Genomic DNA, 23,627 nt, shown 5'->3' on the forward strand with positions numbered 1-23,627 from the left:
CGGGCGTGTGACGTGGGTGTTTCCGGGTACCGGGAAGCGGTCCGCATGGTGAAATCCGGCGGGCTGTGGCAGCGTGATTCTCGCCACCCTTGATAAGGGTTGCGCTCAGATGAGCGGATCATGAGCGACTGCACTTCTCCAAAGGGTGGCACTGGGTGCCACCTCCTGATCGTTCACCGATCGAAATCAGGCGTGCGGGATCCCCGCTCATCTGAGCGGAAAACCCCACCCCTGGGCATGGTTGCGTTCAAGAAGCGAAGACATCTGGCGGTGCTTGCTTGCCAAGCCTTGACTTTCGATCCGCTGGCGGACGAGTGGTTACGGGCTCATGACGCGCAAGTGGACGTACCCATGTGCCTTCGATCTGGGTATGTTCCTCGCCGTCAGGGCAGCCACCGTGGCCTCAAGGAGTCGAGACCCGTGTCGGAAAACAAAGAACCCCACGTAGTGAAGTTCGTTTACGACTTCACCGAGGGCAACAAGGACCTCAAGGACCTCCTCGGCGGCAAGGGCGCCAACCTCGCCGAGATGACCAACCTCGGTCTGCCGGTCCCTCCCGGCTTCACCATCACCACCGAGGCCTGCAAGGTCTACCTGGACAGCGGTGAGGAGCCCGCGGCGCTGCGTGACGAGGTGAGTGCGCACCTCGACGCCCTCGAGTCCCGCATGGGCAAGAAGCTCGGCCAGCCCGACAACCCTCTTCTGGTGTCGGTCCGTTCCGGCGCGAAGTTCTCCATGCCCGGCATGATGGACACGGTCCTGAACATCGGCCTGTCCGACAAGTCGGTGCAGGGCCTGGCCAAGCAGGCCGGCGACGACCGGTTCGCCTGGGACTCCTACCGGCGCCTGATCCAGATGTTCGGCAAGACCGTCCTCGGCGTCGACGGCGACCTCTTCGAGGAGGCCCTCGAGGCGGCCAAGGAGGCCAAGAAGGTCACGGTCGACACCGACCTGGAGGCCGCCGACCTGAAGAAGCTGGTCACCAAGTTCAAGAAGATCGTCAAGGCGGAGGCCGGCCGGGACTTCCCGCAGGACCCGCGCGAGCAGATGGACCTCGCCATCAAGGCGGTCTTCGACTCCTGGAACGGCGACCGCGCCAAGCTCTACCGCCGCCAGGAGCGCATCCCGCACGACCTTGGTACGGCCGTCAACATCTGCTCCATGGTCTTCGGCAACCTCGGCCCCGACTCCGGCACGGGCGTCGCCTTCACCCGCGACCCCGCCTCCGGCCACCAGGGCGTCTACGGCGACTACCTGCAGAACGCCCAGGGCGAGGACGTCGTCGCCGGCATCCGCAACACCGTCCCGCTCGCGGAGCTGGAGTCGATCGACAAGAAGTCGTACGACCAGCTCATGCAGATCATGGAGACGCTGGAGAACCACTACAAGGACCTCTGCGACATCGAGTTCACGATCGAGCGCGGTCAGCTGTGGATGCTCCAGACCCGCGTGGGCAAGCGCACGGCGGGCGCCGCCTTCCGTATCGCGACCCAGCTGGTCGACCAGGGCCTGATCGACGAGACGGAGGCGCTCCAGCGCGTCACCGGCGCCCAGCTGGCCCAGCTGATGTTCCCCCGGTTCGACGAGCAGGCCAAGGTCGACAAGGTGGCGCGCGGCATCGCCGCGTCTCCCGGCGCCGCGGTGGGCCGGGCGGTCTTCGACTCCTACACGGCCGTCAAGTGGTCCCGCTCCGGCGAGAAGGTCATCCTGGTCCGCCGCGAGACGAACCCGGACGACCTGGACGGCATGATCGCGGCGGAGGGCATCCTGACGTCGCGCGGCGGCAAGACCTCCCACGCCGCCGTGGTCGCCCGTGGCATGGGCAAGACGTGTGTGTGCGGCGCGGAGGAGCTGGAGGTCGACACCAAGCGCCGTCGCATGACGGTCCCCGGCGGCCACGTCGTCGAGGAAGGCGACGTGATCTCCATCGACGGCTCCTCCGGCAAGGTCTACCTGGGCGAGGTCCCGGTGGTCCCGTCCCCCGTGGTCGAGTACTTCGAGGGCCGGATGCACCCGGGCGCCGACGACGCGGACGAGCTGGTCGAGGCGGTCCACCGCATGATGGCGTTCGCCGATCGCAAGCGCCGCCTGCGGGTGCGCGCCAACGCGGACAACGCGGAGGACGCGCTGCGCGCCCGCCGCTTCGGCGCCCAGGGCATCGGCCTGTGCCGCACGGAGCACATGTTCCTCGGCGAGCGCCGTGAGATGGTCGAGAAGCTGATCCTCGCGGACACGGAGGAGGAGCGCGAGGCGGCCCTGTCGGACCTGCTCCCCCTGCAGAAGACGGACTTCGTCGAGCTCTTCGAGGCGATGGACGGCCTCCCGGTGACGATCCGTCTCCTGGACCCGCCGCTGCACGAGTTCCTCCCCGACATCACCGAGCTGTCGGTCCGCGTGGCCCTGGCCGAGTCCCGCCAGGAGCCGCACGAGAACGAGCTCCGCCTGCTCCAGGCGGTACACCGCCTGCACGAGCAGAACCCGATGCTCGGCCTGCGCGGCGTCCGCCTCGGCCTGGTCATCCCCGGCCTGTTCACGATGCAGGTCCGCGCGATCGCCGAGGCGGCGGCGGAACGCAAGTCCGCGAAGGGCGACCCGCGCGCGGAGATCATGATCCCGCTCGTCGGCACGGTCCAGGAGCTGGAGATCGTCCGCGAGGAGGCCGACAAGGTCATCGCGGAGGTCGAGGCGGCGACGGGTACGGCGCTGAAGCTGGCGATCGGCACGATGATCGAACTCCCGCGAGCCGCCCTGACGGCGGGCCAGATCGCCGAGGCGGCGGAGTTCTTCAGCTTCGGCACGAACGACCTGACGCAGACGGTGTGGGGCTTCAGCCGCGACGACGTCGAAGCCTCCTTCTTCACCGCGTACCTGGAGAAGGGCATCTTCGGCGTCAGCCCCTTCGAGACGATCGACAAGGACGGCGTCGGCTCCCTGGTGAAGTCGGCGGCGGAGGCGGGCCGGCGTACCCGCCCCGACCTGAAGCTCGGCGTCTGCGGCGAGCACGGCGGTGACCCCGAGTCTGTCCACTTCTTCCACGAGGTCGGCCTGGACTACGTCTCCTGCTCCCCCTTCCGCATCCCGGTGGCCCGCCTCGAGGCAGGCCGCGCGGCAACCCAGTCGGTGGGCAGCGACCACCGCTAGGCCCTGACGGGCTCCGTAAACCCCGGAGCCGCCGCTGGTCCCCGACCCTCACCGATCGGCGGCGGCTCCGGCGCACGAAAGAGGAGAGGCGGCACCCTGTGCGGGGGTGCCGCCTCTCCGTGCTGGTTGCCGTTGAACCGGTGACGAGATCGGCAAGGGCTACGAGCTGACCAAAGCCCAGGTCATGGTTGCGGCCAAGCCGTACAAGTGAGACTCGGCGGAAACGGCCCGTCATCCCTTGCATAACAGGATCCCGGCCCGATCAAGGCGGGCCGGGATCCTGTATCGTGCGCCTAGCCGGAGGGCGCCGGCCCGATTCCGGTGGGCCGGCGTTCTCCAGCATGCGCATCGGGCAGCTGCTGGCATTAATTGCCGAATCCGCCGCCCTCGCCGAATCCGCCGAATCCGCCGAATCCGCCGCCCTCGCCATGGCGACAGATGACGCGGAAGCTGGCGATGACTCCGTTCTTTACCTTCACGCCGTCCTCGTCGTCGTGGTGTTCACCCTTCTCGTGGTGCTCGCCCTTCTCGTGGCGTTCACCCTTCTCGTCGTGCTCGCCCTTCTCGCGGTGTTCACCCTTCTCGTGGTGCTCGCCCTTCTCGTGGTGCTCGCGCTCCTCGCAGTTCTCGTTCTCGTGCTCGCGCTCGCGCTCGTCGTCGTCCCTGAACCTCGGGCAGACGCCGTTGGCGTCGCTGTGGGGGCCGACGATGGCGATGGGGGCGCCGTTGTCGCAGACGGCCCCGCGGAAGACCTCGACCACGTTGTGGCTGTCGTTGCGGATGTTGAGGGTCTTGGCACCCAGGCCGCTGATGACGGTGATGCAGCCGTCGGGGCGGCCGGAGTATTCGCGCTCGTTGATGAAGACCCTGCCCTCGAAGTGGGGGCGGAACTCCCTTCCTCCTCTTCCTTCGTTGCCCTTGCCTTCGGTGTTGGGGGTGCTGGGACCGCCGAGCGGTGCCGCCATGGCAGCCGCCGGGGCGGACTGGGGAACCGGCGGTGAGGCGGCCGAGGCGTAGGTGATACCAGTCGCGGTCAGGGCCGCGGCGGCCGCGACGGCCGTGGCGATCGCGTGGGAACGGTTCATGGACATGCCGCTTGTTCTCCTTCTGAGACCGAGAGGGAAGCGCCCGCTGTGGCAGCCGGTGCGAGATTGAACGTACTAACACCCTTTATTGCTGTCATATCGAGCGAATCGGGATCTCGGTTTCGTGGGACTGATCGGGTATGCGGAGGCCTTCCATCCCGCTCTGAAGCAGAGCTGATGAGCCAGCAACCTCCGTGCCGATAGGCGGAGTTGAGCGGCCGTTAGCCCTTGCGGGTGATCTTCTGACATCTAGTCACCCGCAATGGTGGTGGGTCGCCGGGAAGCATCGGCGAGTCGCTGCTTGACATGCGGCCCGGTGCTGATCCGGCGGGCCTGAGAGGCGCGCAAGTCGCTCGGGGCGGTACCTGGTGTGGGTGCCGCCCCTTCGGCTCTTCCGCCCCCTCTCAGAAGGCACCCTCGACGTTCACCGGACCGACCTGGAAGATGCCCGAGCAGGTCGTCCAGGTGGCCGGGACCAGGGTTGCGGTGTGGGAGGCCGGTGGGTAGACCCGCAGGTAGGTGCCGGTGCGCAGGCAGGGGCCGCCCACCGGGCCGTTGGTGGTGCGGGCGATCGCCGACGCCGAATGGGCGGGGGCGAGCGTGACCGTGCCGTACGAGCGGCCGCTGCGGGTGGCGGCCGGGCCTATCCGGTGGTGCGCGGTGTCCAGGACGCTGACGCCCGGGTAGCCGCGCAGGGCGCAGCTGGTCGTGCTGGTGTTGGTGAACCGGATCGGCCAGTACAGCGAGCCCGCCGCGCCTTCCTTGCGGCCCATGGAGAGGTAGAGGTCGCTGACGGCGCAGGTCCGGACGGTGGCCGAGGTCCGTGCCGCCGCCGGGGTCGCGCTCCACGCGGCTCCCGCGGCCGTGAGACCGAGGAGCGCGGCGGTCAGGACGGCCGCCGGGCCGCGCCTGGGGAGTGTCCGGAGGGCTCTCCGAGGACGAGGACTCGGATGATTCGGGAAATTCAGATACGGAAACATGACACATCCGCCTCCATCGGGCGAACGGGTGGATGCAGGTCACTGTCTTGGATGCACCCTGAGCCGGAAAAGTTCTGCATCGCCACCCGAGACGGCCCGCGGCCAGCACATGCGTTCCGGGTGCCCCCCGCCCCTGCTGACACACGGCCGCAACGCATCTTTCGTAATCGACCCGCATGGTTGATCGTTGGGCCGTGCATCGATGACGAGGATGACCGACGTCAGGGGGCACCGACGATGACGATGAGCCGTAGGGGAGTGCTGGTCGCGGGAGCCGCGGCGGCAGGTGCCGGGTTACTCACCGGCTGCGGGACCGACACCGGGCGTGGGGGCGGCGACGCCGACGGGACGCAGCTGTCGCAGTGGTATCACCAGTACGGTGAGGCCGGTACCGAGCAGGCCGTCGAGCGGTACGCCGCCGCCTACCGCAAGGCGCGGGTCAAAGTGCAGTGGCGGCCGGGGAACTACGACCAGCAGACCGCCGCCGCCCTGCTCACCGACTCCGGGCCGGACGTCTTCGAGGTCAACGGGCCGACGCTGGATCAGATCCAGGGCGGTCAGGTCGTCGACCTCACCGAGCTCGTCAGGGACGTCCGGGACGACTTCAATCCGGCCGTGCTCGCGCCGAAGACCTACGACGGCCGGGTCTGGGGCATTCCGCAGGTCGTCGACATGCAGATGCTCTACTACCGGAAGAGCCTGTTGCAGGACGCCGGGGTCGAGCCGCCGGACACGCTGGACGCCCTCGTGGACGCGGCGCGGAAGCTCACCAGCAGCAAGGTCAAGGGACTGTTCCTCGGCAACGACGGCGGAGCCGGAGTGCTCGGCGGCACGCCCCTGTACGCCGCGGGGCTGCGGCTCGTCACCGAGGACGGCAAGGTCGGCTTCGACGATCCCGCCGCCGCCCGCACCCTCGGCAAGCTGCACCGGCTGTACGCCGACAAGTCCCTCCTCCTCGGCGCGCCCGCCGACTGGTCCGACCCGTCCGCCTTCATCCAGGGGCTGACCGCGATGCAGTGGTCCGGGCTGTGGGCGCTGCCGCAGATCGAGAAGGAGCTGGGGGACGACTTCGGAGTCCTGCCCTTCCCCAAGGACGGCGAAGGCCGGCCCGCTGTCCCGGTGGGAGCCTATGGCGCCGCCGTCAGCGCCCGCAGCCGGCACAAGGAGGCCGCAAAGGAGTTCGTGCGCTGGCTGTGGGTCCAACGGACCGACTACCAGGAGGACTTCGCGCTGTCGTACGGCTTTCACATCCCGGCCCGGACCTCCCTCGCCAGGAGGGCCACCGCGCTGCGGTCGGGGGCCGCCGCCGACGCCGTACGCTTCACCACCGACCACGGCTGTGCCCAGCCGCTGCTGTGGACGCCGGCCGCCCAGACCGCCTACCAGGACGCGCTGAGCCGCATCATCAGGAGCGGGGCGAGTCCGGACAGCGAACTGCGGGCCGTCGTACGGAAGGTGGCCGCCGAACTCGACCGCGTAAAGGGCGCGAAGAAGGTGAAGAAGGCGTCGTGAGGCGGCGCAGGGCACTCTGGTTCTGGGTGTTCGTCGGGCCGTTCGCGCTCGGGCTCGCGCTGTTCACGTACGTTCCGCTGCTGTGGAGCGTGGGCCTGAGCTTCTTCGACGCCCACAACACCGTCACGCCCACGCACTTCGTCGGGCTGGACAACTACACGGCGATGCTGAAGGACGACGCGTTCGTCGACAGCCTGAAGACCTTCCTCGTCTTCACCGCCTTCATCGTGCCGGTCACCTACCTGCTCTCGCTCTCCCTCGCCCTGATGGTCAACCGCCTGAAACACGCCCGCGCGTTCTTCAGGTCCGTCTTCTTCCTTCCGGCCGCGTGCAGTTACGTCGTCGCCGCCCTGGTGTGGAAGATGTCGATCTTCAACGGGGTGCGGTTCGGGCTCGCCAACACCGTCCTCGGGTGGATCGGCCAGGATCCCGTCGCCTGGCTCGCCACTCCCGATCCGCCCTGGTACTGGCTGGTCATCGTGACCGTACGGCTGTGGCTGCAGGCCGGTTTCTACATGATCCTCTTCCTGGCCGGGCTGCAGCGGATCGATCCGGTGCTCTACGAGGCGGCCGCCGTGGACGGGGCCCCGCCGGGCTGGACGGTGCTGCGGCACATCACCCTGCCACAGCTGCGGGCCACCTCGGTCGCGGTGGTGCTGCTGCTCGTCATCAACGCCTTCCAGGCCTTCGACGAGTTCTACAACCTGCTGTCGGACGCGCGGGGTTATCCGCCGTACGCCCGCCCGCCCCTGGTCTACCTCTACTACACCGCCCTCGGACAAGGGCAGAACCTCGGGCTCGGCAGCGCCGGCGCGGTGATCCTCGCGCTGGTCATCGCGGTCGTCACGGTGGGGCAGGCGCGGTGGCTGCGGCTGGGAAGGACGGACGCCGATGGATGACGCCCTGGTACGGGTGGGGCGGGCGCTGCGGGTGGTGCTGCTCGTCGCGCTGGCCCTGGTGTTCCTGATCCCCTTCTATCTGCTGGTGCGCAATGGGCTGGCGAGCGAACAGGACATCACCTCGCCCGAGTGGACCTTCTTTCCGGGTGAGGTGAGGTGGGGGAACGTGCGGGAGCTGTTCGACGACCCGTCCGTGCCGTTCGCCCGGTCCCTGCTCAACTCGGGCCTGATCGCCGTCGCCACGACGCTCGGCACCCTGGCGCTCGCCTCCCTCGCCGGTTACGGCCTCGCCCGCATCCCGTACCGGCACGCGAACAAGGTGTTCTACGGCATCCTCGGCACCCTGCTGGTCCCGGCCGCGGTGACCTTCGTACCGAGCTTCGTACTGGTGTCGTCGCTGGGCTGGATCTCCACGCTCCGGGGGCTGATCGTCCCGACCCTGTTCTCCGCCTTCGCCTGCTTCGTGTTCCGGCAGTACTTCCTCGGCTTTCCCCGGGAGCTGGAGGACGCGGCGCAGGTCGACGGGCTCGGCTACTGGCGGACGTACTGGCTGGTGGTCGTGCCGAACGCGCGGCCGGTGTTCGCGGCGGTCGGGACGATCGTGTTCCTCGGCGCGTGGAACTCCTTCCTGTGGCCGCTGGTGATCGGGCAGGACCAGAGCGCCTGGACGGTGCAGGTGGCGCTGTCGTCCTTCATGACGTCCCAGGTCGTCCGGCTGCACGAGCTGTTCGTCGCGGCTGCCGTGTCGATCCTGCCGTTGCTGCTTGCGTTCCTGTGCTTCCAGAGGTGGATCGTGGCGGGGATGGAGCGGTCGGGGATCGACTGACCGCATGCCTCTACAGCGTGCCGCCGCTGTCCACGACCAGGTCCGTGCCCACGACCGAGGCCGCGTCGTCCGAGGCCAGGTAGAGGACGGCGGCGGCGATCTCCCGGGTGGTGGCGATGCGGCCGAGCGGCAGGGTGCCCCGCGCGCGCTCGGCCCGGTCCGCCTCCGTCTCGCCCGGGCGCAGGGACATGGGGGTCTCGGTGGCGCCGGGGCTGACCACGTTGATCCGGACGCCGTCGCGGATGTGGTCCAGGGCGGCGCCCCGGCTGAGCGCGGTCACCGCGGCCTTGGTCGCGGAGTACGCGGCGGCTCCGGGGGAGGCGGTGTGCAGGCCGAAGGTGGAGGAGATGTTCACGATCGCGCCGCCCGCCGGCTGGCTGCGCATCTGGCGGATCTGCGCCTGGAGGGCCAGGAGGACGCCGGTGACGTTGGTCGCGAGCTGGGTGTGCCAGTCCTCCTCCGGAAGGTCCACGAGGGGCTGCCCGCCCCGGAAGACGCCCGCGTTGTTGACCGCCACGTCGAGCGAGCCGAAGTGCTCGACGGCGGCCCGGACCGCCGCGTCGGCGTCCGCCGCGCGGGAGACGTCGGTGGTCACGGCGAGGGCCTTGCCGCCCTGTTCCTCGATCAGCCGGACGGTCTCCGCCAGCGGATCGGGCCGCCGTCCGGCGACGACGACCCGGGCTCCCTCGTCGGCGAGCGCGAGGGCGACGGTCCTGCCGATGCCGGATCCCGCGCCGGTGACGAGGGCCGTCCGGCCGGAGAAGCGAGGCATGGGGATCTCCTTTTGCAGAACGATCGGTTCAGTATGGGGCCAGGAAAAACGCCCTCCGGAGGGAGGGTGTCCGGCTAGTCGAGCAGGGCCAGCGCCTGCTCCGCCGCGTCCCGGACGCGGGCCGGGTCCGCCGACGCCTTGCCGACGACCCGCAGGCCCTGCATCAGCACCAGCAGGGTGCGGGCCAGGGCGAGCGGATCGCGGCCGGTCGGCAACTCGCCCTGGCTCTGGGCGCGCGCCAGCGCGGAGTGCAGCAGCGTCTCCAGATGGTCCCAGTTGCGCTCGACGCGCCGGGCTGCGGCCGGGTCGTGCGGGGCCAGTTCGGCGGCCGTGTTGGTGATCAGGCAGCCGTTCAGCCGCAACCGCTCGTCGGCCGCCTCCGCCGCGTACCGCCGTACGACCGCCCGTACGGCCGGCAGGGCGGCGCCCGGCTGGGACAGCTCCCGCACGATCCGGGTGAGCCCCGACCGCTCGTAGCGCTCCAGCGCCTTCAGGTACAGCTCGTGCTTGCTCCCGAAGGTCGCGTACAGGCTCGCCCTGCCGATGCCGAGGTGCTCGACCAGCTCGGCCATCGACGTCGCCTCGTAGCCGCGCCGCCAGAACAGCTCCAGGGCTGCCTGCAGGGCGGCATCGGGATCGAATTCCTTCGTCCTGGCCATGCAGGCAGCCTAGGGATTACTGAAACGTTCGGTCAAGATCCAGGGAGGTCGAGGCCCGTGTCAGGCGGCCCGCACCTCGTACGCCGCCACCCGCACCTCCTCGTCGTCCAGGCATTCCCCGCTGGCCAGGTCGAAGCGCTGCTTGAGCAGGGGGGAGGCGACGAACGGGCGGTCCCGGTGGGTGCCGGTCAGGCCGCGGGAGAGCACCGCCGCGCCCGTGAAGGGGTCGCGGTTGTCGACGGCGTACAGGCGGTCGGCGCGGTCGCGGAACAGGGCCACCTGGCGGCCGTCCGGCAGCAGGGCGGCCACCCCGCGGCCCGGGGTGAGCGCGCTCAGGTCGCAGGCCGTGAACCAACCGTCGTCGAGCCGGAGTTGGACCTTCAGGTCGGTTGTCTCGACAGCCAGGGTCATCGGGCGCTTCCTTCCAGGATGTCGTCGGCGGGCCGCAGGCCGATGTTCAGCAGCGGCAGGTCGGGCTTGATCTGGTCGCGCTCGGGGACGAAGGCGACGACCGGGTCCGGGGTGTCCGGGGCGTTCACGAAGGACACGAACCGGGCGAGCTTCTCGGGGTCGTTGATGGTCTCCGCCCACTCGTCGCGGTAGTGGGCGACATGCGCCCGCATCAGCCGCTCCAGCTCGTCGCAGATGCCGAGCGAGTCGTGCACCACCACGTCCCGTACGTGGTCCAGGCCGCCCGGGATCCGCTCCAGCCAGGCCGAGGTGCGCTCCAGGCGGTCGGCCGTGCGGATGTAGAACATCAGGAAACGGTCGATCAAGCGGACCAGTTCGGCGTCGGACAGGTCCTGGGCCAGCAGGTCCGCGTGGCGCGGGGTGGCACCGCCGTTGCCGCCGACGTACAGGTTCCAGCCGTTCGCCGTGGCGATCACTCCGAAGTCCTTCGACTGGGCCTCGGCGCACTCGCGCTGGCAGCCGGAGACCGCCGACTTCAGCTTGTGCGGGGAACGCAGGCCCCGGTAGCGCAGCTCCAGGTCGATCGCCATGCGGACCGAGTCCTGGACACCGTAACGGCACCAGGTGGAGCCGACGCAGGACTTCACGGTGCGCAGCGCCTTGCCGTACGCGTGGCCCGACTCGAAGCCGGCGTCCACCAAGCGGGCCCAGATCAGCGGCAGTTGCTCCACCCGCGCGCCGAACATGTCGATCCGCTGGCCGCCGGTGATCTTCGTGTAGAGGCCGAAGTCCCGGGCGATCTCGCCGATCACGATCAGCTTCCCGGGCGCGATCTCGCCGCCGGGGATGCGCGGCACTACCGAGTACGAGCCGTTCTTCTGCAGGTTGGCGAGGAAGTGGTCGTTGGTGTCCTGCAGGGCCGCCTGCTCGCCGTCCAGGACATAGCCGCTCGCGCCGATCGTCGGGGCGAGGGAGGCGATGATCGAGCCGACCGCCGGCTTGCAGACCTCGCAGCCGTCGCCGCCCCGGGCGCCCTCACGGCCGTACCGGTCCAGCAGGTCCTGGTACGACGTGATGCGCAGCGCGAGGACGATCTCGTACAGCTCCTCGCGGGTCTGGACGAAGCAGCCGCACAGGCCCTTGTCGACCTCGACGCCGGACGCCTCCAGCTCGGCGTTGACGAGCTGGCCGAGCACCTTGACGCAGCTTCCGCAGCCGGTACCGGCCTTGGTGCACTTCTTCACCTCGGGCACGGTGGTGCACTTGTGCTCCGTGACCGCGCCGCGGATCGTGCCCTTGCTGACGTTGTGGCAGGAGCAGATGACCGCCTCGTCCGGCAGCGCGGACGGGCCGAGCTGGGCCCCCGAGCCCGCTCCGGCGGGCAGGACGAGCGACTCGGGGGAGATCGGGGGCACCGAACCGGTCAGCGCGCGCAGGGTGCCGTACGCCTCCGCGTCACCGACCAGGATGCCGCCGAGCAGTGTGCCGTCCGGGCCGATGACCAGCTTCTTGTACAGGCCGGCGCGGGAGTCGGAGTAGACGACGTCCAGGCAGTCCTCGGTGGTGCCGTGTGCGTCGCCGAAGGACGCCACGTCCACGCCGAGCAGCTTCAGCTTGGTGGACAGGTCGGCGCCGGCGAAAGCGGCTTCGTCGGAGGCGATCGTCGCCGCGGCCGTCTGCGCCTGCTCGTAGCCGGGGGCCACCAGGCCGTACACCCGGCCGTCCGCCGCCAGCGCGCACTCGCCGATCGCGAAGACGTGCGGATCGCCGACCGTACGGCACTGCTCGTCGACGGTGATGCCGCCGCGCTCGCCGACCGCGAGGCCGCAGTCGCGGGCCAGCTGGTCGCGGGGCCGCACGCCCGCGCTGAACACCACCATGTCGGCGGCGAGTTCGGAACCGTCGGACAGCTTCATGCCGCTGACCGAGCCGTCCGCACCGGTGAGGATCTCCTGGGTGCCCACACCCGTGTGCACGGTCAGGCCCATGCCCTCGATGGTGCGCAGCAGCGCCGCGCCACCGCCCTCGTCGACCTGTACGGGCATCAGGCGCGGCGCGAACTCCACGATGTGCGTGGCCAGTCCGAGCCCCTTCAGCGCGCCGGCCGCCTCCAGGCCGAGCAGTCCGCCGCCGACCACGGCGCCGGTCGTCGCCCGCGTCCTCGCGTACTCCTCGATGGCGAGCAGGTCCTCGATCGTGCGGTAGACGAAACAGCCCTCGGCGTCCTTGTTCGGGACCGGCGGCACGAACGGGTACGAGCCGGTGGCCAGGACGAGGGTGTCGTACTCGAAGACCCGGCCGGACCCGGCCGTGACCGTCCTCGCCTCGCGGTCGATCGTCTCCGCCGGGTCGCCGACGTACAGCTCGATGCCGTGGTCCTTGATGAACCCCATGTCGGTCATGGAGAGGTCCTCAGGGGTCTTGCCCGAGAAGTACGAGGTGAGCTGCACGCGGTCATACGCCGGTCGCGGCTCCTCGCACAGCACGACCACGCGGTGCGTGGCGGTCAGGCCGCGCTCGGCCAGCGCTTCGAGGAAGCGCTGGCCGACCATGCCGTGGCCGACGAGCACGATCGTGGGGGTGGTGTCCGTGGACATCAGGAGCCTCCGTCGTTGGTGAGCAGATGGAGCAGCGGACCGCCGCCGGTCGGGAGCGGCTCTGCTCCCTCCCAGGCGCGGGCGAGCGCGCCGACGGTGCCGAGTTCGCCGACGAGGACCCCGCCGACCAGCCGGTCGTCGCGCACGACGACCTTGCGGTAGGTGCCGCGGGTGGCGTCGGCGAGCCGTACGACGTCGTCGCCGGGGCGCGCCTCGGTCTCGCCGAACGCGGCCAGGTCGAAGGAGGAGCCCGGTCCGGTGAGGGTCAGCCGGGTCAGGGAGCGGGTGCCGGCATAGCGCACGTCCGGGTCTTTGGCGAGCAACTCGGCGAGAACGTCGGCCTGTTCCAGCGCCGGGACCGCCAGGCCGTAGACCGTGCCGTCGTGCTGGACGCAGTCGCCGACGGCGTGGATGTGCGGGTCGCAGGTGCGCAGTTCGTCGTCGACGAGGATGCCCTTGTGCACGGCGAGACCGGCCTGTTCGGCGAGCGAGGTGCGCGGGCGCACCCCGCAGGCGACCACGACGAGGTCGGCGTCCAGGGCGTATCCGTCGGCCAGCTCCACCGAGCGGACCGCCCCCGCGACCGAGCGCACGTCCCGCACCCGGCACTCGGTGTGCACCTCGACGCCCAGGTCCGTGAGATGCCGCAGCACCAGCCGCGAGGCGTCCGGGTCGAGCTGGCGCTCCATGAGCCGCTCGGCCTGCTGGGCGAGGACGACCTGGGCGCCGCGCACGGCGAGCGCGCGGGCGGCGGACACGCCGAGCAGCCCGCCGCCGATGACGACCGCGCGTACACCCGGCCGGACCGCCTTGGACAGCCCCAGGCAGTCGTCCATCGTGCGGAACGCGTGGACGCCCTCGGGGAGTTGGTGATCCGGGGTGAACAGACCGCGCAGCGGCGGCAGCACCGGATTGGATCCGGTGGCGAGAACCAGCGTGTCGTATGCGATCGAGGAGCCGTCGGCGCACTCGACGCTCCGGGCGGCCCGGTCGATACCGGTGACCCGGGCGCGCACCAGGCCCTCGGGCGCCGGCAGACCGATCACCTCGGGGGCGTACCGGCCGGCCAGCACCTCGGCGAGCAGCACCCGGTTGTACGGCGGGTGCTCCTCCTCGCCGACGAGCAGCGCGGGCGTGCCCAGCTCGCCGAGCCGCCGGGCGAGCCGTACGCCCGCGAGGCCGGCGCCGATCACCACCACACGCGTATTCGAGGTCATGCCCTCGAGCGTGCGGTCCGGACGTTACCCGGCCGCATCACGTCTGTTTCCCGTGAGGAACGCTGCCCTCAGCGGGGGCGGGCGGGGGGTGTGAGGGGTCCGTGTGCGGGCGGGGGAGGGCTGTGAGGCGGCGCGGACGGTTCTCGGCGGCGCAGCAGGTCCACCAGGCCGGTGGTGTCCTCCTGGCCGTCCGACGGGATTGTGCACCGCGAGGAGTACGAGGAGGTGCCGTCGCGGGGCGAGTACTCGTTGACTCGCCGGGGCGCGCTTCTGAACGAGACGCCGGCGCCGCGCGGGGCATGGGGGAGGGAGCGTGTCCTCGGCGGCGAACCGGAACACTAGTGTGGCGAAGGGGCGCGGCTCCCGGTCAGGTGTGCGAAGACCACCACGTTGCCCTGGTAGCCGGTGGCCCTGGAGTAGCCGCCGCCGCAGGTGATGACGCGGAGTTCGGGGCGGGGCGCCGCGCCGTAGACCTTCTCGTCGGGGAAGTTGCTCGCCGCGTAGACCTCCACCGCGTCCACGGTGAACACGGCCACGGAGCGGTCCCGGCGGTCCACCTCGATGCGGGCGCCCCGTTTCAGCGCGCCCAGGTCGTAGAAGACCGCGGGGCCCTCGGTGTTGTCGACATGGCCGGCGACGATCGCAGTGCCCGTCTCGCCGGGTATGGTGCCGGCCTCGTACCAGCCGGCCAGGTTCTTGTTCTGGGCCGGGGGGACGTCCAGGCTGCCGGAGCGGGTGAGGGCGAGGCCCATCAGCGGGGCGTTCACGCGTATCTCGGGTATGCGGATGCGGGTGGGTAGGGACGGGGCGAGGGCGGGTGCCGCGAGCCGGTCACCCCCCGGCTCCGGGCGCCCCTCGACCGCGGCGGGCTGCGGCGGCGCGTGCGTCCCGGCGCCACCGCCGAGCAGCCACACCCCGGAGCCGAGGGCCACGACGGTGACCGCGGCTATCGCGGTGTCGCCGAGCCTGTCGCGCGTGGTTCTGCTGCGCATACGAACACCTCTCCCGGAGGCGGACCCCCGTAGATCCGGAGGCGGGGGCCTCCGTGGGCCGGTGGGCGGGCCTCCGTGGGCTTGGAGGCCGGACCTCGGTGGGCCATGGGCGGACCCTGCGTGGGCCGGAGGCCGGGACCTCCATGGAGGGGAGGCGCGGCCGTGGGCCGGTGGCTGGACCCCGGAAGGCCCGGAGTCTGGCCTCCGTGGGGCGGAGGTTGGACCCCGGATGGACCTGGGGGCCTGGCCTCCGTGGGGCGGAGGTTGGACCCCGGATGGACCTGGGGGCCTGGCCTCCGTGGGGCGGAGGTTGGACCCCGGATGGACCTGGGGGTCTGGCCTCCGTGGGGCGGAGGTTGGACCCCGGATGGACCCGGGGGCCTGACTTCCGTCGGCCGGAGGCTGGACCCCCAAGACCAGGGGCCTGGCCTCCGTGGGGCGGAGGTTGGACCCCGGATGGACCTGGGGGTCTGGCCTCCGTGGGGCGGAGGTTGGACCCCGGATGGACCTGGGGGTCTGGCCTCCGTGGCCGGAGGCTGGACCCCCGAGACCCGGGGGCCTGACCTCCGTAGAGCGGAGGCCGGACCCCTCGAACACCGGGGGCGGGTCCTCGTAGGCCCGGAGGCCGGACCCCGAAGACCCTGGGGCGGAAGGAACCCGGAGCACCGGGGGCTGGCCCCATCGGCCCCCTCCCCCTCCGGGCCGCGAGGGGCGTCGGACCTGGAGGGGGCGGGATGTGCGGTACCGGCTGACGGACAGCGGAGGGTGTCCGTCAGATCCCGTCGCCTCTCGCCCGGCGATGCAGGAGCCAGGTACCGCCCGCGGCGGCGACGGCCAGCGCCGCCACACCCGCCGCGGTCTGCACGGGGCCGGCGCCGAGTGCGCCGCCGACCCCCGTCTTCACACTTCCCCGCGGCTGCACCTGCTCGTGCGCCGCGCTCAACGCCACCACCAGGTCGCCGGTGACCTGCCGGGTGCCCTCGGAACATCTGGCGACGATCTCGTACGTCCCCGGCTGCGCGCTCTCGGGCACCTGGAACTGCCCGATCGCCTCGCCCTTGTGCGAGCTGGGCGCGAGCGTGAAGGTGCCGGCGCCGACCGCGCCGGCGTCCCCGATCGCCGAGCCCTTGTCGCCGCACGCGGCCGTGTTGACCGAGACCTGGCCGCCGGGCACCACGTTGGAGGGGTACACGTCCAGGCTGCCGGTGCCGGCCCAGGCGGGTGCGGCGGCCGCCATGACGAGCGCGGCACCGGACAGCAGGCGAGCGGTGCGTCGCATGGTGGCTCCCAGGGCTCTCGTCTCGGTCTCTTCGTTTCCGAGGTAAGCCGCAGTCCGGGAGTTCCGCTCCCTGATGATCCGTCAGAAATGCGGTGAACGGGTGTCGCCCCCGACCCCCACACGGTCTAGCCCCCACCGCGTTCCGGCAGGTCACAGGCGTATCCCGGGATCACGGGACCAGCAAGTATGAAAAGAACACGAATGGAGTTACGCCGCCTTGAACGGGGTCCGGTCGGCGCCTCGCCGTGGAGCGGCAAGGCGCCGACCGGACCCCAGGACCGTCAGTTCACATTGACGGCGCTCCAGGCCGCAGCCACCGCGTTGTACTCGGTGCTGCCCGCGCCGTACAGGTCCTTGGCGGCGTTCAGGGTCGCCGTGCGGGCCCCCGCGTAGTTCGTCGAGGAGGTCATGTAGACCGTCAGCGCCCGGTACCAGATCTTGCCGACCTTGTCCCGGCCGATGCCGGTGACCGTGGAGCCGTTGTACGTCGGCGAGTCGTAGCTGACGCCGTTGATGGTCTTCGGGCCGCTGCCCTCCGCCAGCAGATAGGCGAAGTGGTTGGCGACACCGGAGGAGTAGTGGACGTCGAGATTCCCGACCGACGAACTCCAGTAGTCCGCCGAGTTGCCGTCCTTGGACGGCTTGTCCATGTAACGCAGGGCGGTGTGGCCGAAGCCGGACTTCACGATCTTCTCGCCGATGAGGTAGTCGCCGGGGTCGGAGGGGTTGTTGGCGTACCACTCCACCATCGTGCCGAGGATGTCCGAGGTGGCCTCGTTGAGCCCGCCGGACTCGCCCGAGTAGGTCAGCGCGGCGGTCTTCGACGTCACCCCGTGGGTCATCTCGTGCCCGGCCACGTCGAGCGCGACCAGCGGCCCGAAGGTGGTCCCGTCACCGTCGCCATACGTCATGCAGAAGCAACTGTCGTCCCAGAAGGCGTTGTTGTAGTTGCTGCCGTAGTGGACGCGGTTGTACGAGCCCTTGCCGTCGCCCGCGATGCCGTTCCGGCCCTGGACGTTCTTGTAGTAGTCCCAGGTCATGTTCGTGCCGTACTGGGCGTCGACGGCCGCCGAGGCGCGGTCGGAGGTGGTGCCGGTGCCCCAGTGGTTGTCGGCGTCCGTGAACAGGTCCGCGGGCGCCCGGCTGAAGCAGATGCCGAAGAAGCACAGGTCCGTCTTGCCCTCGGCGTCACCGGTGTAGGTGTTGCCGCGCGTCGGATCCTTGAGCTGGTACGACGATCCCGACTGGGTCGTCTCCAGCGGCACCGTGCCGCTGTACAGGGACTTGCCGTCGCCGGCGGCGGTCTCGATGCTGTCCCAGGCGTCGATCTGCCGCCCCGTGCGGGCGTCGGTCAGCACGGTCCGGGCGACCGGGTTGCCGAGCGAGTCCAGGCCGACCGCGTTGGTGCGCCAGGCGAGCTTCGGGGTGCCGTGCAGGGCGTCGACGATCAGTTCGGGCTTGGCCTTGACCTGCTTCAGGGTGTTGCCGAGGTTGACGGCGCGCAGGGCGTTCACGGCGAGGTCGGCGGCCTTGGGCGCGGAGATCTTCGGGAGGATCGAAGTGAGGGATATCGTGCCGCGGGTGGCCCGGTTCGCACTGCGGTAGGCGCCGTCCGGGGTCAGGTGGACCACGAAGTCGCCGCCCAGCACGGGCAGTCCGTGGTAGGTGCGGTCGTAGCGGACGTGCTGGGTGCCGTCCTTGTCCACGATGACATCGCGGACGCTGGTGCCCTCGGCGGAGGTCAGGCCGAGGCTCGCGGCGTGGGCCAGGAGCGCCGACGCGGCGTGCTGGATCGCGGTGGCCCTGGTCGGTCTGGCGTCGGCGTGGGCGGCGGGGGAGAGGGCCAGGGACAGCAGGGTCGCGGTGGTGACGGCGACGCCGGCGGTGGTGGCGAGACGACGGGATCCTCGGACGTGCTGGCGTATCCGGCTCATGGATCTCCTCGGGAAAGCGCCCGTCAAGGCGTGGGGGCGGCGCTGATGTCCCCAGAGATTTAAGGGGCCCTGACATGTCATGTCCATAGCCCCTTCATGGAGATGTGTGAGGAGCCGAAGGGGGTGGAGAATCGTTTCCGTGATCACCGAGGAGCACGAGAACGACCCTGAGGAGCCCGGCACCCCCCTGCCCTTCTTCGTCTACGGCACCCTGCGCCCCGGCGAGGCCAACCACGACCTGTTCCTGCGGGGCCGCACCGCGTCGGAGGAACCGGCCCGCCTGCGGGACGCCGCGCTGTACGACGGCCCCGGCTACCCCTACGCCGTGGACCGGCCGGGCGGCGAGATCCGGGGCGAGCTGATCACGGCCCGCCCGGAGTCGTACACCGAACTGCTCGCCGCCCTGGACCGCCTGGAGGAGTACACCCCGGGCGACCCCTGCAACCTCTACGAACGCGCGGCCCGCAACGTCACGCGCACCACCGACAACACCACCACCCTGGCCTGGGTCTACCTGGCCGCCCCGCCCGTCGCCGCGCGCCTGCGCGCCGAGGGAAAGCCGATCGAGGACGGCGACTGGCTGTCCCGGCGCTGACGCGGAGTTCCGCGGGCACGCAGATCGCCCCCGCGTGGCCGCTGGCCTGCGGGGGCGTCGTCTGCCGGTGGGTGGGTGGTCAGTTGTCGGGGCCGAGTGTGGTCAGGTCGATGGTGTCGGTGATGGCTTTGCAGCCGTCGGCCGTGAGGTTGACGTGATCGCCGGAGTCGAAGACCGGGGTCCGCCTGGCCAACGGCTCATCGAAACCGATCAGTCAGATCAAGGCGGGCGACGCGGTCCTGGCCACGGACCCGCAAACGGGCGTCACTGCCCCGGAAAAGGTTGGCCGCTGCCCGCCGTGACCTGCGGACCGATCCCCGCTCCTACCGTGGCCCCACGACCTCCACCCGCACCGCGCACGACTTGAACTCCGGCATCCGGGACGTCGGGTCGAGGGCCGGGTTGGTCAGGGTGTTGGCGCGGCCCTCGCCGGGCCAGTGGAAGGGCATGAAGACGGTGTCGGGGCGGATGGCGGAGGTGATCCGGGCGGGGGCGGTCGCCCGGCCCCGGCGGGAGGTCACGGTCACCGGATCCCCCTCGGCCGCGCCGATCCGGGCCGCGAGGCGGGGGTGGAGCTCCACGAAGGGGCCGGGAGCGGCGGCGTTCAGCTCGGCCACCCGCCGGGTCTGCGCCCCCGACTGGTACTGCGACACCACCCGGCCGGTGGTCAGCAGCAGCGGATACTCGGCATCCGGTTCCTCCGCCGTCGGGCGGTGGGTCACGGGGGCGAACCGGGCCCGGCCGTCCGGCGTGGCGAAGCGGTCCAGGAAGAGGCGCGGGGTGCCCGGGTGAGCCACCTCGCCTTCCGGATCCTCGTCCGCGTTCTGCGGGCACGGCCAGAACACCCCGTTCTCCTCCGCCAGCCGCCCGTACGTGATCCCCGAGTAGTCCGCCGGACCGCCCGCGCTCGCCCGGCGCAGCTCCTCGAAGACCTGCTCCGCGTCTGTCGGGAAGCCCTTCTCCACCCCCAGCCGGGCCGCCAGTTCGTGCAGGACGTACAGGTCGCTGCGGACCCCGGGCGGCGGCGTGACCGCCTGGCGGCGCAGCAGGACCCTGCCCTCCAGGCTGGTCGTCGTGCCCGTCTCCTCCGCCCACTGGGTGACCGGCAGGACCACGTCCGCCAGCTCGGCCGTCTCCGACATCACCACATCGCAAACGGCAAGGAAATCAAGGGACCTGACCCGCTCCTCGACATGCGCCGCATGCGGCGCCGACACCACCGGGTTGGATCCCATCAGCAGCAGCGCCCGGATGTCCGTGCCGAGGGCGTCGAGCAGCTCGTACGCGCTGCGTCCGGGGGCGGGCAGCGTATCCGGGTCCACGCCCCACACCCCGGCCACATGCGCCCGCGCCGCCGGGTCGTCCAGCTTGCGGTAGCCGGGCAACTGGTCGGCCTTCTGGCCGTGTTCGCGGCCGCCCTGCCCGTTGCCCTGCCCGGTCAGACAGCCGTAGCCGCTCAACGGCCGCCCCGCGCGTCCTGTCGCCAGGCACAGGTTGATCCACGCGCCGACCGTGTCCGTGCCCTTGGACTGCTGCTCCGGCCCGCGTGCGGTGAGCACCATCGCCGACTCCGGCTCGCAGAACAGCCGTACCGCCTCCCGGAGCTGCGGAACGGACACCCCCGTGATCCGCTCCACCTGCTCCGGCCAGTGCGCCATCGCCACCGCGCGCGCCTGCTCCCAGCCCGTCGTCCGCTCCCGGATGTACTCCTCGTCCGTCCGGCCCTCCGCCACCACCAGGTGCAGCAGGCCGAGCGCCAGGGCGAGATCGGTGCCCGGCCGGGGGGCCAGGTGCAGGTCCGCCTGCTCGGCGGTCCTCGTCCGGCGCGGGTCTACGACGATCAACGTGCCGCCGTTCTCCCGCAGTTCGCTGAAGAAGCGCAGGGAGGGCGGCATGGTCTCCGCGAGGTTCGACCCGACGAGGATCACGCACCCGGTCTTCGGTGTGTCCTCCAGGGGGAAAGGGAGGCCCCGGTCGAGCCCGAACGCCTTCGTGCCCGCCGCCGCTGCCGACGACATGCAGAACCGGCCGTTGTAGTCGATCTGCGAGGTGCCCAGCACCACCCGGGCGAACTTCCCCAGGGCGTACGCCTTCTCGTTCGTCAGCCCGCCCCCGCCGAACACGCCCAGCGCGTCCGCGCCGTACTCCTCCCGCGTGTTCCCGAGCCGCTCGGCGATCCGGTCCAGGGCCTCGTCCCAGCCCGCCTCGACCAGCCGGCCCCCGGACCGCACCAGCGGCGAGGTCAGCCGTACCGCGGGCGAGAGCACCTCGGCCGCGGTACGGCCCTTGCCGCACAGCGCGCCCCGGTTCACCGGGAAGTCCGTCCGCTCGGTCACCTCGACGCCCCCCTGCGGCAGGGGCGTGACGTTCATCCCGCACTGCAAGGCGCAGTACGGGCAGTGGGTGGGCGTCGAGGCGATCGGTTCCATGCCGCCAGCGTGCGGCGGGCGTGTTACGGCCCCGACCGCCTCCCGTTACACGCCCGGCACGGCGACCTCCCCGCCGGGCCGGTGACGCCGTGAGGTCCCTTACTGCCGGCTCAGCGAGCGGCTCACGCCCGCCGCGATCGTCGTCGCCAGCACCCAGCCGGTGACGATCAGCAGATACGACAGCCACTGGTACCACCCGCGCGGCGCGTACGCCGCCTCCTGGCCGAAGTCGATGATCGGCAGCAGCAGGTCGAGGGTGTAGAAGAGCGGGTTGAACGCGGGCGCCTCGGACGGCTTGAGCGCGGGCGGATGGTGCAGGGCGAAGGCGAGCGTGCCGGTGCACAGCAGGAGCAGCAGCCAGCCCGCGGCCCGCATCGGACGGAAGCCGTAGCCGACGGCCGCGTCCTGGAGAAAGCCCCACAGCCGGGCGTACGGCGGCAGGGTACGGCGGTGGCGACGGAGCTTGGCCAGCTGGACGGTGCGCGCGGCGGCGTCGTCGCCGACCGTGCGGTATGCGGTGGTGAGCTGCTCGTAGGGGTGGGGGAGATAGCCGTCCGGCTCGCGTTCCAGCAGCGGAAGACGTTGCTCGGCCGGGAGGTGCGGGGTCAGGACGCGATAGCCGAGCCCGTCGAGCTGCACGCGCTCGGGCCACACCTCGGGCGGCACGTGCAGCAGGTCGAGCTGGGCGCGGCGCAGGTTGACGGCGCCCTCGACGGGCGCGGCGTCACGCAGCCACAGTTCGCCGATGACACCGCTGCTGGCGCGCAGGGCCTGGCCGCCCGGGTTGGACAGACGGGCATGGGCGAGGTTGAGCTGACGGGGAATCCTGGCACCGGCCAGATTGACCCGGCCGTGGGTCCGCAGCCGCATGGCGTGCAGGTCGGTGCCGACCGTCAGGACCTCGGCGTGCAGGGCGGAGCCGCCGGGGGCGTTCAGCTCGGCGTCGTTGAGATTGACCTGTCCGCCGACGACCGCCCCGTTCAGGTGCACCCTTCCGTGCGCGACCAGCCCGGGTGCCCACACGTCGGTGGCCACCTCGGCGTGGTTGAGCTGGAGCACGGGCTCCTCGGGGACCTCGCCGGGACTGCCGAGCCGCGCACCGCCCGCGAAGAACGCTCCGGACAGCTTCGCCCCCTGGAGCCGTACCGGCCCCGCGATCCGGCAGCAGCTGATCCGCACGACGCCTTCGGCGCGCAGGTTCCCGGCCGTCAGCCCCGGCAGCACCGAGTCGCTCAGGACCAGCACGACGACCCGCGCCCCGTACAGATCGGGCGCCTCCTCGAAGTGGCAGCAACGCAGCCGGACCGGATGGCCGACGGTGCCGTACTTGAGGTCCAGCCGCCCGGTGATGCGCGCCCCCCACACCTTCAGCCCGGCGATCCGCCCGTCCCGCACCGGCCCGTCCAGCAGCAGCTCCCGCAGCACCTCCGCCCGCAGCGTCCGCTCCGGACCCCAGGACGCACCCTGCGCGGGGTCTTCGTCCTCGCCCTCCCGGAAGTCGACCCCTTCGCCGAGCGGGAAGGCCTCCCGGACGCGGCGCTCGGCGGGCGTCAGGTCCGTGATCTCCACGTCAGCCCCGCGCCTGAGCGAGCGCCTCGGTGACCCCGTGCTCCCGCGGGCCGAGGAAGGTCGGATCCGGACGGAACACCGCGTCCAGCACCGCCTTGCCCGCCGCGAACACCTCCCGGGTCCCGCCGTAGTACCAGGTCACGTCGTGCTTGTCGGCCACCCCGACCCCGTACGAGTCCACCCCCGCCGCCTCGCACAGCGCCACCGCACGCCGGATGTGGAAACCCTGGCTGATCAGCACGGCCCGGTCCACACCGAAGATCTTCTTGGCCCGCACACAGGAGTCCCAGGTGTCGAACCCGGCGTAGTCGCTGACGATCCGCCGGCCCGGCACCCCGTGCTTCTCCAGGTAGGCGCGCATGGCATCGGGCTCGTCGTAGTCCTTGCGGCTGTTGTCCCCGGTGACGAGCACGACCTTGATCCGCCCCGCCCGGTACAGCCGCGCCGCCGCGTCCAGCCGGTGCGCCAGATACGGCGACGGCTCCCCGTTCCACAGCCCCGCACCGAAGACGACCGCGACGGGTGCCGGCGGGGCCTCGGCCGTCGTGCGCAGCCGATCCGCCGTGGACACGAACAGCCAGGTCGCCGGCAGCAGCGCCAGGACACAGCCGGCCATCACGGCCTGCACCAGCCGCCGCTGCCCCGTGCGGGTGCGCGGCAGCCGCGGTCGACGGATCTTCATACGGTCCCCCAGGGCTCGGTGCAAACCGGTTCCGACCATGGAGGACGC

At 71.1% G+C, this 23,627-nt stretch carries 19 protein-coding genes; 6 read left to right on the plus strand and 13 right to left on the minus strand.

Features of this window, described 5'->3' with window-relative positions; all coding sequences use genetic code 11:
- The first annotated feature begins 420 nt into the window (after window positions 1–420).
- Window positions 421–3,141, plus strand: a complete 2,721-nt coding sequence (gene ppdK / locus ACWCQS_RS30315) for a pyruvate, phosphate dikinase (RefSeq protein WP_451007395.1) — start codon at window positions 421–423, stop codon at window positions 3,139–3,141.
- Between the two features lie 365 nt (window positions 3,142–3,506).
- Here ppdK and ACWCQS_RS30320 read toward each other — a convergent pair whose 3' ends face one another.
- Entirely contained in the window at window positions 3,507–4,232 is a 726-nt protein-coding gene (locus tag ACWCQS_RS30320) for a hypothetical protein (protein ID WP_451007396.1), read from the minus strand.
- Between the two features lie 398 nt (window positions 4,233–4,630).
- A complete protein-coding gene (locus tag ACWCQS_RS30325; RefSeq protein WP_451007397.1) occupies window positions 4,631–5,206 on the minus strand; it encodes a DUF4232 domain-containing protein in 576 nt (191 codons plus the stop codon).
- Window positions 5,207–5,443: 237 nt separating this feature from the next.
- Here ACWCQS_RS30325 and ACWCQS_RS30330 point away from each other — a divergent pair, with 237 nt between their 5' ends.
- The 3 genes from ACWCQS_RS30330 to ACWCQS_RS30340 are packed head-to-tail and all read left to right on the plus strand — an operon-like array spanning window position 5,444 to window position 8,443.
- A complete protein-coding gene (locus ACWCQS_RS30330) occupies window positions 5,444–6,718 on the plus strand; it encodes an ABC transporter substrate-binding protein (protein WP_451007398.1) in 1,275 nt (424 codons plus the stop codon).
- The gene (locus ACWCQS_RS30335) at window positions 6,715–7,617 is read left to right on the plus strand and encodes a carbohydrate ABC transporter permease (protein ID WP_451007399.1); all 903 of its coding nucleotides are present in this window, start codon (window positions 6,715–6,717) and stop codon (window positions 7,615–7,617) included. Before ACWCQS_RS30330 ends, ACWCQS_RS30335 begins: the two co-directional genes overlap by 4 nt.
- Window positions 7,610–8,443 carry a carbohydrate ABC transporter permease gene (locus ACWCQS_RS30340; RefSeq protein WP_451007400.1) on the plus strand — a complete coding sequence of 278 codons (834 nt, stop codon included), beginning with the start codon at window positions 7,610–7,612 and terminating at the stop codon, window positions 8,441–8,443. Before ACWCQS_RS30335 ends, ACWCQS_RS30340 begins: the two co-directional genes overlap by 8 nt.
- A gap of 10 nt (window positions 8,444–8,453) precedes the next feature.
- On the opposite strand, the gene ACWCQS_RS30345 is transcribed toward ACWCQS_RS30340, so the two are convergent.
- From ACWCQS_RS30345 to ACWCQS_RS30365, 5 genes are all read right to left on the minus strand, one after another.
- On the minus strand, window positions 8,454–9,215 hold the full coding sequence (locus ACWCQS_RS30345) for an SDR family NAD(P)-dependent oxidoreductase (RefSeq protein ID WP_451007401.1): 762 nt from the start codon (window positions 9,213–9,215) through the stop codon (window positions 8,454–8,456).
- A 74-nt stretch (window positions 9,216–9,289) separates the two neighbouring features.
- Entirely contained in the window at window positions 9,290–9,874 is a 585-nt protein-coding gene (locus tag ACWCQS_RS30350; RefSeq protein ID WP_451007402.1) for a TetR/AcrR family transcriptional regulator, read from the minus strand.
- 60 nt (window positions 9,875–9,934) lie between these two features.
- Window positions 9,935–10,285, minus strand: coding sequence for a nitrite reductase small subunit NirD (nirD, locus tag ACWCQS_RS30355; RefSeq protein ID WP_451007403.1), 351 nt, complete (start codon window positions 10,283–10,285; stop codon window positions 9,935–9,937).
- Window positions 10,282–12,882 carry a nitrite reductase large subunit NirB gene (gene nirB, locus ACWCQS_RS30360; protein WP_451007404.1) on the minus strand — a complete coding sequence of 867 codons (2,601 nt, stop codon included), beginning with the start codon at window positions 12,880–12,882 and terminating at the stop codon, window positions 10,282–10,284. Before nirB ends, nirD begins: the two co-directional genes overlap by 4 nt.
- Window positions 12,882–14,099, minus strand: coding sequence for an NAD(P)/FAD-dependent oxidoreductase (locus ACWCQS_RS30365; protein WP_451007405.1), 1,218 nt, complete (start codon window positions 14,097–14,099; stop codon window positions 12,882–12,884). The genes nirB and ACWCQS_RS30365 overlap by 1 nt, the downstream gene beginning before the upstream one ends.
- Window positions 14,100–14,324: 225 nt before the next feature.
- Between ACWCQS_RS30365 and ACWCQS_RS30370 the strand changes: the two genes are divergently transcribed.
- Window positions 14,325–14,441 (plus strand): hypothetical protein, encoded by a 117-nt coding sequence (locus ACWCQS_RS30370; protein WP_451007478.1) that lies wholly within the window; start codon window positions 14,325–14,327, stop codon window positions 14,439–14,441.
- On the opposite strand, the gene ACWCQS_RS30375 is transcribed toward ACWCQS_RS30370, so the two are convergent.
- The 3 genes from ACWCQS_RS30375 to ACWCQS_RS30385 all read right to left on the minus strand — a co-directional run bounded on the left by ACWCQS_RS30375 (window position 14,438) and on the right by ACWCQS_RS30385 (window position 18,304).
- The gene (locus ACWCQS_RS30375) at window positions 14,438–15,091 is read right to left on the minus strand and encodes a class F sortase (protein ID WP_451007406.1); all 654 of its coding nucleotides are present in this window, start codon (window positions 15,089–15,091) and stop codon (window positions 14,438–14,440) included. The genes ACWCQS_RS30370 and ACWCQS_RS30375 overlap by 4 nt on opposite strands.
- A gap of 772 nt (window positions 15,092–15,863) precedes the next feature.
- The gene (locus tag ACWCQS_RS30380; RefSeq protein WP_451007407.1) at window positions 15,864–16,370 is read right to left on the minus strand and encodes a hypothetical protein; all 507 of its coding nucleotides are present in this window, start codon (window positions 16,368–16,370) and stop codon (window positions 15,864–15,866) included.
- A gap of 281 nt (window positions 16,371–16,651) precedes the next feature.
- On the minus strand, window positions 16,652–18,304 hold the full coding sequence (locus ACWCQS_RS30385; RefSeq protein ID WP_451007408.1) for a M4 family metallopeptidase: 1,653 nt from the start codon (window positions 18,302–18,304) through the stop codon (window positions 16,652–16,654).
- Between the two features lie 139 nt (window positions 18,305–18,443).
- Here ACWCQS_RS30385 and ACWCQS_RS30390 point away from each other — a divergent pair, with 139 nt between their 5' ends.
- The gene (locus ACWCQS_RS30390; protein ID WP_451007409.1) at window positions 18,444–18,899 is read left to right on the plus strand and encodes a gamma-glutamylcyclotransferase family protein; all 456 of its coding nucleotides are present in this window, start codon (window positions 18,444–18,446) and stop codon (window positions 18,897–18,899) included.
- A 323-nt stretch (window positions 18,900–19,222) separates the two neighbouring features.
- On the opposite strand, the gene ACWCQS_RS30395 is transcribed toward ACWCQS_RS30390, so the two are convergent.
- The 3 genes from ACWCQS_RS30395 to ACWCQS_RS30405 form a co-directional block, all read right to left on the minus strand.
- Window positions 19,223–21,328 (minus strand): molybdopterin oxidoreductase family protein, encoded by a 2,106-nt coding sequence (locus ACWCQS_RS30395; RefSeq protein WP_451007410.1) that lies wholly within the window; start codon window positions 21,326–21,328, stop codon window positions 19,223–19,225.
- A 99-nt stretch (window positions 21,329–21,427) separates the two neighbouring features.
- Window positions 21,428–22,897: a membrane-associated oxidoreductase gene (locus tag ACWCQS_RS30400; protein ID WP_451007411.1), complete on the minus strand. Its 1,470-nt coding sequence runs from the start codon at window positions 22,895–22,897 to the stop codon at window positions 21,428–21,430.
- Between the two features lies 1 nt (window position 22,898).
- Window positions 22,899–23,579, minus strand: a complete 681-nt coding sequence (locus tag ACWCQS_RS30405) for a SanA/YdcF family protein (protein ID WP_451007412.1) — start codon at window positions 23,577–23,579, stop codon at window positions 22,899–22,901.
- Between the last annotated feature and the right edge of the window lie 48 nt (window positions 23,580–23,627).

The sequence above is a fragment of the Streptomyces sp. NPDC002076 genome (genome assembly GCF_053593835.1).

Bases quoted from the DNA above. Each gene is read 5' to 3' on its own strand.
- ACWCQS_RS30320 (WP_451007396.1), bottom strand. From the start codon at position 4,232: ATGTCCATGAACCGTTCCCACGCGATCGCCACGGCCGTCGCGGCCGCC.
- ACWCQS_RS30325 (WP_451007397.1), bottom strand. From the start codon at position 5,206: ATGTTTCCGTATCTGAATTTCCCGAATCATCCGAGTCCTCGTCCTCGG.
- ACWCQS_RS30330 (WP_451007398.1), top strand. From the start codon at position 5,444: ATGACGATGAGCCGTAGGGGAGTGCTGGTCGCGGGAGCCGCGGCGGCA.
- ACWCQS_RS30340 (WP_451007400.1), top strand. From the start codon at position 7,610: ATGGATGACGCCCTGGTACGGGTGGGGCGGGCGCTGCGGGTGGTGCTG.
- ACWCQS_RS30345 (WP_451007401.1), bottom strand. From the start codon at position 9,215: ATGCCTCGCTTCTCCGGCCGGACGGCCCTCGTCACCGGCGCGGGATCC.
- ACWCQS_RS30350 (WP_451007402.1), bottom strand. From the start codon at position 9,874: ATGGCCAGGACGAAGGAATTCGATCCCGATGCCGCCCTGCAGGCAGCC.
- nirD (WP_451007403.1), bottom strand. From the start codon at position 10,285: ATGACCCTGGCTGTCGAGACAACCGACCTGAAGGTCCAACTCCGGCTC.
- nirB (WP_451007404.1), bottom strand. From the start codon at position 12,882: ATGTCCACGGACACCACCCCCACGATCGTGCTCGTCGGCCACGGCATG.
- ACWCQS_RS30365 (WP_451007405.1), bottom strand. From the start codon at position 14,099: ATGACCTCGAATACGCGTGTGGTGGTGATCGGCGCCGGCCTCGCGGGC.
- ACWCQS_RS30375 (WP_451007406.1), bottom strand. From the start codon at position 15,091: ATGCGCAGCAGAACCACGCGCGACAGGCTCGGCGACACCGCGATAGCC.
- ACWCQS_RS30380 (WP_451007407.1), bottom strand. From the start codon at position 16,370: ATGCGACGCACCGCTCGCCTGCTGTCCGGTGCCGCGCTCGTCATGGCG.
- ACWCQS_RS30385 (WP_451007408.1), bottom strand. From the start codon at position 18,304: ATGAGCCGGATACGCCAGCACGTCCGAGGATCCCGTCGTCTCGCCACC.
- ACWCQS_RS30395 (WP_451007410.1), bottom strand. From the start codon at position 21,328: ATGGAACCGATCGCCTCGACGCCCACCCACTGCCCGTACTGCGCCTTG.
- ACWCQS_RS30405 (WP_451007412.1), bottom strand. From the start codon at position 23,579: ATGAAGATCCGTCGACCGCGGCTGCCGCGCACCCGCACGGGGCAGCGG.